Source organism: Polynucleobacter arcticus (assembly GCF_013307205.1).
GTDB lineage: Bacteria > Pseudomonadota > Gammaproteobacteria > Burkholderiales > Burkholderiaceae > Polynucleobacter > Polynucleobacter arcticus.
In genome coordinates this window covers 1,719,395-1,731,869 of sequence record NZ_CP028940.1, presented here as the reverse complement: position 1 = coordinate 1,731,869, position 12,475 = coordinate 1,719,395, and the positions used below count along the sequence as shown (strand labels likewise).

Sequence of the window (12,475 nt, the reverse complement as noted above, 5' to 3'; positions counted from 1 at the left end):
TAGTATAGGCGGGGGTAAAAAAGTCGCAATCGACTATAATCCTCTATTCCCAGAAAAAAACCGATTTAATTCAGCCACTTGCGCTTTATTTTGAAGAAATTTGGGGCAAGTGGACAACGAGGCTGCGCTTAAGCAGTCGAGATCAATCATCAGTAATGTGAGTAAGTGCTAAGACATGCCAAATACCAAGAAAAAACCAGCTAAACCAGCCGCTAAAGTGCCAACTAAAGCATCAGCCAAGGCACCAACGAAGGCGCCAGCTAAATCAGTCGCTAAGCCAGTCGCAAAAGCAAAGACTCCTGCCAAACTAGTTGTGAAAGCGAAGGCACCAGTTAAGCCAATTGCCAAGGCGCCTGTCAAAGCAGTGAAGGCAGCGGCTAAGCCAGTCGCAAAAGTGAAGGCTCCTGCCAAACCTGCTGCAAAAGCAAAAGCACCAGTTAAGCCAGCTGCCAAAGCGGTGAAAGCACCAGCTAAGCCAGTCGCAAAAGCGAAGGCAGCGGTGAAGCCGGTTGCGAAGGCACCTACAAAAGCGGTAAAGGCGCCAGTCAAGGTTGCTGCAAAGCCAGTTGCAAAGGCACCTGCTAAACCTGTTGCGAAGACTCCTATCAAGCCAGCTGCAAAACCAGTAGCCAAGTCAGTGGTGAAAGTTGAGGCCCCTAAGAAAGGTAAAGCTGCTGCTGCACCAAAGGTTGAAGTAGAGCAGGTTGCTAAGGAAGCTAAGGGTAAGAAAGCCAAGACTGTTGAAGTTGAGATAGAGGCCACTGAAGAAGTTAAAAAGGGCCGTAAGCCAAAAGCTGATGCTCCTGCTGAAGGCGCTGAACCAGTTTTAACGGATCGTCAAAAAGCCCGTGAGCGCAAAGCAAAAGAAAAAGCGCTTTTAAAAGAATTCGCAGCACAACAATTGGGATCTGAAGAGCAACAAGAATTGCGTCGTACCCGTCTGAAGACTTTGATCAAGATGGGTAAGTCCAAGGGTTACTTAACTCATGGCGAAATGAATGACGTGATGTCGGATGAATTGTCTGATGCTGATGCATTAGAAACGCTGATTAGCCTTCTAAATGACATCAACATTACTGTTTACGAGCAAGCTCCTGATGCTGAAACGCTCTTGCTCAATGAGAATGCTTCAGCAACCACTTCTGAAGAAGAAGCGGAAGAAGAGGCTGAAGCCGCTTTAGCTACTGTCGACTCTGAATTTGGGCGTACAACCGACCCAGTGCGTATGTATATGCGTGAGATGGGCACTGTGGATTTGCTGACACGCGAAGGCGAGATCGTCATTGCGAAGAAGATCGAAGCAGGCCTTAAAGATATGGTGATGGCATTGGCTGCTTGCCCCGTCACGATTGGCGAAATGCTTGCTAACGTCGATAAGATTACCAGCGGCGAGATGGAGATTGATCAATTCGTAGATGGATTAGTTGATCCAAATGCCGAAGATATTAAGCTTGGGCCAGAAGAGCCAGAAGTTGACCCAGATGCAGAAGTGGGTGATGAAGAAGGCGGCGAAGACGAAGGCGGCGGCGGTGGCGGTGCAGCTACAGCAAACGCTAAGCAATTAGAAGAGTTAAAGCAAATCTCCCTGGAGAAGTTTGCGATTGTGCGTACGCAGGCTGACAAGATGCGCCGTGCTTTTGATAAAGAGGGCTATAACTGCCCAGCCTATATCAAGGCGCAAGAAGCGATTCGTGGTGAGCTACTCGGTTTCCGTCTGACCGCAAAGAGTGTTGAGAAGTTGTGCGACACCATGCGATCACAAGTAGACCAAGTATGGAAACTCGAGCGCGGTATTGTGAGCTTGTTAGTGGATAAGGTCGGCGTGAATCGTGGTGAAGTATTAAAAGACTTCCCAAAGATGTCGATGAATCTAGAGTGGGTAAATAAGCTACTGAAAGAAAACAAGCCTTATAACGCACTCCTACAACGTAATGTTCCAGCGATTCAAGAACTTCAGCAGAAGTTGATTGATATTCAAACTCGCGTTGTATTACCGTTGCCAGAATTAAAAGAAGTAAATAAGCAAATGATTGCCGGCGAGAAGCGTGCACGTGAAGCAAAGCGTGAGATGACAGTAGCCAACTTACGTTTGGTTATTTCGATTGCGAAGAAATACACCAACCGTGGTTTGCAGTTCTTGGATTTAATTCAAGAAGGTAATATCGGTTTGATGAAGGCGGTTGATAAGTTTGAATACCGTCGTGGTTATAAGTTCTCTACTTATGCAACTTGGTGGATCCGTCAGGCAATTACCCGTTCCATTGCTGACCAAGCACGTACGATCCGTATCCCAGTGCATATGATTGAGACGATCAATAAGATGAATCGTATCAGCCGTCAAATCTTGCAAGAAACTGGTCATGAGCCAGATGCAGCAACCTTGGCTCTCAAGATGGAAATTCCTGAGGACAAGATTCGCAAGATCATGAAGATTGCTAAAGAGCCAATCTCCATGGAAACGCCGATTGGTGATGATGCAGACTCGAATTTGGGTGACTTCATTGAGGACAGCAATACTTTAGCTCCGGCTGAAGCAGCGTTGCATGACTCCATGCGCGATGTGGTCAAGGATGTATTGGATTCATTAACACCGCGTGAGGCAAAGGTATTACGTATGCGCTTTGGTGTTGAGATGAGTACAGACCATACCCTCGAAGAAGTAGGTAAGCAGTTTGATGTCACGCGTGAGCGTATTCGTCAGATTGAAGCCAAGGCTTTGAGAAAGATGCGTCATCCAAGTCGCAGCGACAAACTCAAGACCTTCCTCGAAGAGGATTGATCCAAAGACTAACGGGCCTATAGCTCAGTTGGTTAGAGCAGAGGACTCATAATCCTTTGGTCCCAGGTTCAAGTCCTGGTGGGCCCACCAGAAATGAAAATACCAACCTTCGGGTTGGTATTTTTTTACAATTTGCACATGAAAATATTTTGGTCATGGCAATCTGATACCGCTGGAAAAATTGGCAGACATTTCATTAACGGATGACTCAGCTAAAAGGATAGGGGTATCGCTTACGGGGGATTCGGCATTGACAGGCAAAGATGGCCCAACCAAACAAAGGACATTGACTGGACTGATAAAGGCGGTGTGGTTGGTGTTATTTGATATTTCATGTCGTTTTAAGTAACAGTGCAGGGGTAGGATAGGAAATTCTTAGGCCCTGGTTGATTGCCGGCCTCAATCCCTCGTGCTAACGTAGCTAGACTGTCCAATTTTCGGGGGTTGGTTCATTCGGTAGGCTTTTTCATTTTCTCTACTTTACTTAACCCAGTCGAGTTTTACTGCTTGCTTATGTATTTGACTGCACAGACATCGCATGTAGGTTTAATTAGGCTGAAGTATGCCTAAACTCACCGATACATACAGCATACAACAACATACCCAATTTTTTGTAGATGGACAATGGCAAAAAAGTACTGGATCTGAAATCATTGACGTAATTAATCCGTATTCTGAGCAAATCATTGCTAGGGTGACCTCATGTTCAGAAGAAGATATTTCTCGTGCGGTACAAGCTGCATATCAAGCCTATATAACCTGGTCACAGAGTTCTATAGAAACAAGAGTCTTATTACTTAGGAAGATTGCCAAAGCATTAAAAGAGCAGCAAGAAGAATTGGCAAACACAATCGCTAGTGAATTAGGAATGCCTTTAAAAGCGACTCAAAAAGAACAAGTAGATGCGCCAATTGCTACATTTGAATTAACCGCACAAGAGCTTGAAAAATTTACATGGGAAGAGCGGATTGGGAACTCCATAATAACTAGAGAGCCGACGGGTGTAGTTGTTGCCATCACACCCTGGAATTATCCATTACAACAAATTGCAGCAAAAGTTGCTCCAGCGATTGCTAGTGGTTGTACGGTAATATTAAAACCCTCGGAAGTCACGCCTTTAAACGCGATCTTATTAGCAAAGGTATTTGAAATAGTTAATGCTCCGGCAGGACTTTTCAATCTAGTATTTGGAAGAGGGCCATTAGTTGGAGAATACTTAATTACTGCTCCCAAGGTGGATTTAATTTCTTTTACTGGATCAACAAGAGCAGGAAAGTCCATCATGGCCCAGGCGGCTGGCCAAATTAAACGGGTAAAACTTGAACTTGGTGGGAAATCAGCGAGCATCATTCTGCCTGGCGCTGACTTGATAAAGGCTACAAAATCCTCTGTAAATTCATGCTTTTTAAATTCAGGGCAAACATGTTCAGCTTTGACAAGACTTTTAGTTCATGAGAATGATTACGAAGCGATTTGTGAGTTGGCTGTTAATCAAGCAAAGTCGTTTATATTAGGTGATCCAATGGTGGAGTCTACGAGACTAGGCCCCTTGGTTTCAAAGGTCCAGCAAGAGCGAGTCCGAAGCTATATCAAGCAAGGAATAGAGCAGGGGGCGAGCTTATTAGCGGGTGGTGCAACGATGCCTAAAGGGATAAACCAAGGATTTTTTGTGTCACCAACCATATTAGGTGATGTAAATCCTGAACACACCATTGCTCAAGAAGAAATTTTTGGTCCAGTTCTTGCTATCATAAAATATAAAGATGTGGATCATGCCATAGAGATTGCTAATTCAACTTTATATGGCTTGGCTGGAGCAGTTTGGGGTGCGAATCTTGATGAAGCACTCAATGTTGCCAAGAAGGTCCGCGCAGGCCAAGTCGATATTAATGGAGGCATCGTTAATATGTTGGCTCCATTTGGGGGTTTTAAGCAATCTGGTTTTGGACGTGAATTAGGAAAGTTTGGTATTGAAGAATTTTTAGAATTGAAGTCATACCAAATGCCCACATAACACACGTACCATATGTCTGTTAACAGACAGATAAATTTACTAAACATTTTTAGAGTCATTACTACCCCGCAATACTATTGGACAAAAGAGTTCTCATCAATTTTAGATAGAAAAAATTATGAAATATGCAATTCCAAAATTACCTTATGCCTTAGGTGCATTGGCTTCCTATACATCTAAGGAAACTCTTGTGAAATATATCCGCGCAATCAAGTTAAGTAGTTAAATCGATCTAGGAGACCTCATGAACAAGCCCCGCACTGGACAAGCTCCACCACCTCTGGGTCGAGATGAGTTTCATATGCAATTTCGGCGATCGTTTTCTGATCCTTCATTTGATCTAGTCAAGGAAGCGCTGGAACAAGTAGAGCAGGTCGCCTGGACAAACTATCATGAAGGTCGTAAAGCGCCAGTAACGGAAAAAGCAGGCTCAAATTTTGCAGATCCTAACTATGATCTTTCTGTTGAATGGAAGGTTAGTAGTCAACGTCTTGCGAGGTTAGAGGCACTTCAAAAAGAATCCCAGACCCCTTCTCGAGTCCTGCTGATTAATGGCTCGGCGCGAAATGATGGAAGTTGTGCTGGCGAAGTATCAAAAACTTGGCGACTCACAAGTATTGCGCAGGAAATATTACAGGCAGAGAAAATTGAAGTAGATCTACTTGATCTAAGCTTACTCAACTCTTCTTATGGCAAACATATTTACCCATGTAAAGCATGTGTATCTACTGCCATGCCCCTATGCCATTGGCCCTGTAGTTGCTACCCAAACCATGGTCAAGGCCAAGCTAACGATTGGATGGCAGAAATTTATGAGAAGTGGGTATCTGCTCATGCCATCATTATTCTTACCCCAGTCTATTGGTATCAAGCACCTGGCGTTCTAAAGCTTATGATCGATCGTCTAGTTTGTGCTGATGGCGGTAATCCCGACCCTACAACCACTCATGGAAAAAATGCCGAGAAAGCTAAAGCAATGGAAACTGCAGGATGGGACTATCCAAAACATTTAGCGGGTCGAGTCTATGGCTTGGTAGTCCATGGGGATGTAGCTGGCATTGAAGGTGTTCGTCGATCACTGTCTGATTGGCTTGACTGGATGGGTTTAGTAGATGCGGGAGCAGGTGCGCGGTTAGACCGTATGATTGGATACTATCAATCTTATGCGCAAAGTCATTCTGTACTTGACCAAGATCTTGATATTCAAGAAGAGGTTCGTAATGTTGCGAGAGCTGTAGCGGTCGCTGTTAATCAACTAAGGAATGGCACCCTAAGTCAACCCGATAAAAATTTGAATAGACCTCGAGTAAAATAATTTAGCAGACAGGGTATGTTACGTAACCCTCATCACATAATTTACAAATCTAGGCTTAATCTAAGATGATAAAAAGCTAGCCTTTTGCATAAAAGATGAGATTTAATCTTTTGCACCATTAGTTTAAGTAACGATCATTAATTACCTAAAGCTACTTTGGAGCAACGAAGTGCTAGATGGTTGTTCCAAAATTCTGTGGTTTTCGAAACCAAAGAGTGAGCTAGCACTTGTTTTAGTTCCCTGAATTTGCTTACACATTTGCTTGCATGTCGATACTGACCACCTGCAGACCACCTGTTTATATGGCACTATTAAGGGCTTCTGTTCTCATAATCCTTTGGTCCCAGGTTCAAGTCCTGGTGGGCTCACCAGAAAAGTAAGCCCCCATCAGAAATGGTGGGGGTTTTGTCTTTTGTGACTAACTTTATGTAACGCTCAAGACTAAGCTCTAGCGAGTAACGGATAATATACCCGCCTTACGGATGATGAAAATCAATCAGTCTTCTAATGTTTTCTGCGTTTCTTCCATGTATAAGTTTCACCATTTGGGAATTTGCCGCCAGTGATACCGTCTGCTCCAAACTTACCTGCAATTTCTAGATCGTTACATTTAATCGTAACAAATTCACCTAGCTGCTTAGCCCATTCCATAGCTTCATCAAGCGTCTTAAATTCATACGTTTTTGAATGATGTTCTATGGTTATCAATTTAAGTTCGGCTATGTTTGTGGCATTAAATTACTCAACAGCCCATAGCTTAGCCGGCTTTAGGAGATTTAAGCAATGGTCTCTACATTTGTAACCTAAATAGCTGCGGCATAGATTATTTAACTATGCAAAACACTACGCACCAACAAATAGACGCCATAGCATCTAGTAATCATGGTGGGCTCATCAATGAACACAAAGACTTAGAAGGAAATTCCTTGGTTTCCCTATTTTTTGCTGTGTGTAGGCAATTTCTACGCATCTACCGCATAAACCACAATAAATATGGAGCTCTTAGGGGGGGGCAGTGAGCTACTGATGGAATGTTGCTTATCAGTATTGGTCGGAAAGTGCTTCGCTGATATAGAATATTTACCAGTAAATTAGGGCTTAATTAATGCCCGGCCTATCAAATATCTCTGTGGAGTTGCTGTGCCTAATAAAACTAATGAACTCATTCTCTGGCTGCTAGTCGGTCTTTCCATTGCCCTTTCCGTAATTGGTGCAATGCCATCTGCAGCTAGCTTTGCAGGTGACATAGGCATTATCGGGACGCTTGCTCGATTACTGTTTGCATTGATACATGGATCCCAGCGATTCGGTTGGCGCAAGCTTGGTGTGATATTTGCTATTACCTGCGTTGTCAGTTGGTGCTACGAGTCAATGAGTATCGCAACTGGCTTTCCTTTTGGACATTATGTGTACACAGCAGAACTGGGTCCAAAATTAGGGACTGTTCCACTATTAATCATGCCCGCCTATTTTGGTGTGTGTTACCTCGCTTGGGTTTTATCTCATGTGCTTTTGGATAAGCTAGACCGACAAATTGATTCTTCTTCGCTGTTGGCTATTCCTGTGATTGCTGCTTTTATTATGGTGATGTGGGATATGACTATTGATCCAGCGTCATCTACAGTTGACCATCAATGGATTTGGCGTGACGGTGGTGGTTATTTTGGAGTTCCCTTCTCCAATTTCCTGGGCTGGTTTCTTTGCGTCTATACGATATTCCAACTCTGGGCGCTCTATTTAATTCGCGCAAAACAGGTGGAGCAAAGCTCCTTGGATGGCTATAAGTCGAGCTGGTATCTTCCTATATTTCTTTATGGGTCTATTTTTCTTCAGCCCATCATGGCTGCGGCTTTTGCTGTGAACGGTACCGTTACGGATGCTAGCTCTCAAGTTTGGCCCCTAAAAGCGCTGTATGAAACTTTGGGGCTTGTAGCCTTATTTACGATGCTATTTGTGGTCTGCTTGGCTTTTTTCAAAGTGCGCAGCAATACAAACTTACGTTAAGGAAACGACTGGCCGATTTCAATGATGAATGCGTATGGCTATAAATTACCTTGATTATCTATTTCGATGAATTCAATCATCGATCATTGATAATAAAATTGACTGCACATTGTCTTAAACCCCACTGCCGACCATCTGCTGATCGTTGGTTTATACGGGTCTACTATGGTCTCTGACCCAAGTCCGAGTGCTTCCACCAATTAAAATAGCGGCTTAGGAAGAAATTCCTAGGTCTTTTTTTATCTTTCTCGCTGATCATGTCTTGCAGCAGACATACAACCTATTTCTCTTTTGCTACCTTAGGGTTTGATGAACTTGGTTAAATTGAGGATAAAGAAAATGAAAAGATATATTGTTGGTTTGTATTTAGCGTTAATGCCATTGTTATCGATGGCCCAATTACCCCCACTACAAGTATCAAATGAAATTCGCTTTATTGAAGGTGGTGTGGGGCTGAGTGAGTCTAATGCGATCGAAATGGAAGCGAAGCATTGGCCTGTATTGCTAGAATTTTCCCAGACCAATGCCAATAAGTCTGAGTGGGTATCGAATATTGTATTGCTGCTTAAAGACGCCAACGGAGTCCAATTACTCTCTCGCCAAGTGGATGGGCCGCTAATCTTGCTAGACCTAAAGCCTGGTAAATATTCCTCTGAAGCCACATTTGGTAATCAAAAATTAGTGAATAGTTTTTATGTGAAAAATGGTGAGCATAAGAAAATTAATATCAATTGGAAATAAAGAATTTGAAATGATATGACGTGCTAGTTCTAGGTTATCAGTATGTTGGCTAGCGCACAGTTTTTCCTGGGCGATTCTTTAGGGTGGTGATTAAATTAAATTTTTTAATTTATCAAGATTAAGGAGTCGGTATTCATGGACAAGAGCAAAGAAAATAATTTATATGATGTAGTCAAAGATTTTGACGAAGCCATGCTGGTAACTTTTAGTACACATGGCATTCATGCGCGACCTATGGCGATTGCAAGCCTAGATGAGGATATGGGAGTGTATCTTTTGACTGATCTCAATTCAGTTAAGGTGGAGGAAATTCATGCCAATCCTCATGCCATGCTGACTTTTCAAAGTACTAGGAAGTTCGCTACGGTAAGTGGTGAGCTAGCCGTAGAGCATGATCTCTATTTAATTGAGCAATTGTGGAAAGAAGCATGGAAAGTATGGTTTCCGCTCGGCAAGACTGATCCCAATATTGCCTTGCTGAGATTTACTGCAAGCGAAGGGGAGTTTTGGGACAATGCCGGTATCCAGGGCTTAAAATATGTTTATGCAGCTGCCAAAGCCTACGTTGCTGGAGAAAGACCGCAACCAGATGCTCACCAGCATTCCAAAGTCAATATGAGCTAAGTCGCATTGTGCCTCCAATAAACTGACAATACGGTTCCTGGCAGATTCTCATCGATCATCTTTGTAATCAAAATAGGTGCCGAACATGAACCCCCACTAGAAATAGTGGGGGTTTGTCTTTTAAGGGGCCGCCTAAATTTTTCTTAACTCTCTTTAGAGATCAAGCCTATTTTAAAAAATTGTCTTATGATCAATTCTTCAATCCCAATAAGGAAATAAATGAATACGTTTGACGCAATTCGTGAGCGCAGAGCTGTTAAGCACTTTGACCCTGCCCATCAATTTACTGAGCAAGAAACCGACCAATTGCTTGAACTTGCCATGCAAGCACCATCATCTTTTAATATTCAGCATTGGCGTTTAGTTAATGTTACCGACAAGGCCTTGAGGGCTCAGTTGCGTGAAGCGGCTCATGATCAAGCCCAGGTTACTGATGGCTCCTTGCTATTTGTATTGACTGTAGATACCAAGGCCTGGAATAAGGATCCTGCTAGATATTGGGTTAATGCCCCCAAAGAAGCTCAAGATATTTTGGTTCCTTGGATTCATCCTTTTTACTCTGGTAATGAGCAGCTACAAAGAGATGAGGCAATGCGTTCAGCTGGCATCCTGCTTCAAACCATGATGTTGTCTGCCAAGGCGATGGGCTATGACTCATGCCCAATGGTAGGCTTTGATTTTGATAAGGTGGCCGAATTGATTCATTTGCCAAAAGACTATGCTATTGCAGCGATGCTGGTGATTGGTAAAGGAGTTAAACCAGCATGGCCTAAACCTGGCTTCATTCCAAAGTCAGAAATGATGATTGAAAATCATTTTTAAATTATTACGGCCTGTTCAAGCTAGCTAGACTAGCAAGAGGTAGTGACAGAAAAGGCGCCTAGGCGCCTTTTCTACATTCCAGAGCCACCGGCAATCAAGAAAAAATAGACTATTTACTGGACTATTTTTCTTTGCGGGCCAAGATTAATATGATTAATCTTCTAAAAGGCTTCTGAGCATCCAAGCCGTTTTCTCATGAATATCTTGTCGTTGAGTCAGTAGATCAGCAGTTGGTTGGTCATTTGCTTTTTCTACTAAGGGAAAAAGCTTACGAGCGGTTCTCGATGCAGCCTCTTGGGCTTTTACAAGATGCTTAACCATATCAATCGCCTTTGGTACTCCATCAACTTCTTTGATGGTGCTGAGCTTTGAGAACTCTTTATAGGTTCCGGGTGCTGGCTCTCCAAGCGCTCGAATTCTTTCGGCTATTAAATCCAGTGCGGCCCATTGCTCGGTATATTGAGCCATGAACATCGTGTGAAGCGTATTAAACATCGGACCCTTCACATTCCAATGAAAGTTGTGGGTCATTAAATAGAGGGAATAGCTATCAGCTAAAAGTTCTGATAATCCTTTTGCAATGGCTTTACGATCTTTTTCATTAATACCAATATCAATTTTTATACTCATTTTATATACCTGTTTCTTGTAATAACTTCGTTAACAATTCGCTATAGCATCATGCGCTATTCTTTGGCTAATAGATACGATGATGTGATAAGTATTGACTAGTAGCAATTGCTAGTCCAGCAAGGTTTACCGTGAGGCCGATGACTAAACGTATCGGCCCAAGGTTTCTTAAGGTGTTAGTCATCATGATTGATCTCGTTTGCCAGAGAATTTACCAAAGAATGTGGCTAAATCTTGCTCAAACTGGTGATTGAGGAAATACAGTTCCTCGGATAAGTTATGGCGATTTTTCATTTCTCACTCCTTTTTTGTTTTAGTGCTGTGAAGTGATTCTGTATGAATTTGAATTATCAGTCCAATGAATTATATTGAACTTAATAATCTAATAATTAGATAACTAGGAATGTCATCCATTTCTTTGATCAACACTGGCGAGGGGGGCTTTGCAAAATTAACCCTCCTCTCTGCGCTGACCCCACAAACTTGGGCTGCATCTTATGGATTGTTTCAAATCCCATGGGGCTCTCCTGCAGTACGTATACCAATCTTAATTAGTGGGGCTAGCTTGTATCAAGAGGGGTCTGTTAAGTGGGTACTTACCCTAAGATTATGTTTTATTCCCCCTTTACAGTCGCCTAGAGGCACTTTCTTTGACGTGGGCTATCTAGACTTGAGCGCACTTTTGTTTTTTTGTGTACATTACGAGTTGGAATTACCACATAGGAGAAATCATGAATTTCAAATCCGTTTCGTCAAAAGCGAAAATCGCTCTAGGCACTTGTTTGGCATTAGGTCTTACTAGCACCCCAGTATTAGCATCTGCTGTTTTGGAGCCAAATGACTTTGTTGGAATCTCCTTCTGGTTGATTTCAATGGCATTAGTTGCTTCCACTGCATTCTTCTTTTTAGAAAGAGACCGTGTCTCTCCTAAGTGGAAGACGTCGTTAACTGTTTCAGGCCTTGTAACTTTAATTGCTGCAGTTCATTACTTCTACATGCGTGATGTGTGGGTGGCAACAGGTTCAACACCAACGGTTTATCGCTATATCGATTGGTTGATCACAGTACCACTGCTAATGATTGAGTTCTACTTGATCCTTTCAGCAATCGCAAAAGTTCCAGGTGGTGTTTTCTGGCGCTTGATGATTGGTACCTTGGTAATGTTGGTTGGTGGTTATGTTGGCGAAGCCGGCTACTTAGCTGTATGGCCTGCGTTCATCATCGGTATGATCGGTTGGGCATACATTTTGTATGAAATCTTTGCAGGCGAAGCCAGCAAAATTAATGCAAATAGCGCGCCAAAATCAGTTCAATCAGCATTCAATACAATGCGTTGGATTGTGACAATTGGTTGGGCAATTTATCCAATCGGTTACTTCTTCGGTTACCTTACAGGTAGCAATCCTGCAGACAGCGCTGCTGCTCTGAATATCATCTATAACCTTGCTGACGTCTTGAATAAGATTGCATTTGGTTTGATTATTTGGAATGTTGCAGTAACTGAATCTGAAGCAAAGCACTAATCGTTTTCTTCTGTATCTAAAAA

9 protein-coding genes and 1 tRNA gene are annotated in these 12,475 nt (G+C 42.7%); 9 read left to right on the top strand and 1 reads right to left on the bottom strand.

The window, feature by feature from the left end:
* Positions 1 to 175 precede the first annotated feature (175 nt).
* From rpoD to DN92_RS08775, 8 genes are all read left to right on the top strand, one after another.
* A complete protein-coding gene (gene rpoD / locus DN92_RS08810; protein WP_173960884.1) occupies positions 176 to 2,779 on the top strand; it encodes an RNA polymerase sigma factor RpoD in 2,604 nt (867 codons plus the stop codon).
* Between the two features lie 13 nt (positions 2,780 to 2,792).
* A tRNA-Ile gene (locus DN92_RS08805) sits at positions 2,793 to 2,869 on the top strand.
* Between the two features lie 499 nt (positions 2,870 to 3,368).
* Positions 3,369 to 4,793, top strand: a complete 1,425-nt coding sequence (locus tag DN92_RS08800; protein WP_173961313.1) for an aldehyde dehydrogenase family protein — start codon at positions 3,369 to 3,371, stop codon at positions 4,791 to 4,793.
* 244 nt (positions 4,794 to 5,037) lie between these two features.
* The gene (locus tag DN92_RS08795; protein ID WP_173960883.1) at positions 5,038 to 6,108 is read left to right on the top strand and encodes a flavodoxin family protein; all 1,071 of its coding nucleotides are present in this window, start codon (positions 5,038 to 5,040) and stop codon (positions 6,106 to 6,108) included.
* A 1,140-nt stretch (positions 6,109 to 7,248) separates the two neighbouring features.
* Positions 7,249 to 8,112 (top strand): carotenoid biosynthesis protein, encoded by an 864-nt coding sequence (locus DN92_RS08790; RefSeq protein ID WP_173960882.1) that lies wholly within the window; start codon positions 7,249 to 7,251, stop codon positions 8,110 to 8,112.
* A 339-nt stretch (positions 8,113 to 8,451) separates the two neighbouring features.
* Positions 8,452 to 8,853, top strand: a complete 402-nt coding sequence (locus DN92_RS08785; protein WP_173960881.1) for a hypothetical protein — start codon at positions 8,452 to 8,454, stop codon at positions 8,851 to 8,853.
* A 135-nt stretch (positions 8,854 to 8,988) separates the two neighbouring features.
* Positions 8,989 to 9,477: a pyridoxamine 5'-phosphate oxidase family protein gene (locus tag DN92_RS08780; protein ID WP_173960880.1), complete on the top strand. Its 489-nt coding sequence runs from the start codon at positions 8,989 to 8,991 to the stop codon at positions 9,475 to 9,477.
* A 219-nt stretch (positions 9,478 to 9,696) separates the two neighbouring features.
* Positions 9,697 to 10,299 carry a nitroreductase family protein gene (locus DN92_RS08775; protein ID WP_173960879.1) on the top strand — a complete coding sequence of 201 codons (603 nt, stop codon included), beginning with the start codon at positions 9,697 to 9,699 and terminating at the stop codon, positions 10,297 to 10,299.
* A 153-nt stretch (positions 10,300 to 10,452) separates the two neighbouring features.
* On the opposite strand, the gene DN92_RS08770 is transcribed toward DN92_RS08775, so the two are convergent.
* A complete protein-coding gene (locus DN92_RS08770) occupies positions 10,453 to 10,929 on the bottom strand; it encodes a Dps family protein (RefSeq protein ID WP_173960878.1) in 477 nt (158 codons plus the stop codon).
* A 731-nt stretch (positions 10,930 to 11,660) separates the two neighbouring features.
* On the opposite strand from DN92_RS08770, the gene DN92_RS08765 reads away from it, so the two are divergent.
* The gene (locus tag DN92_RS08765) at positions 11,661 to 12,452 is read left to right on the top strand and encodes a bacteriorhodopsin-like (RefSeq protein WP_173960877.1); all 792 of its coding nucleotides are present in this window, start codon (positions 11,661 to 11,663) and stop codon (positions 12,450 to 12,452) included.
* Positions 12,453 to 12,475 lie beyond the last annotated feature (23 nt).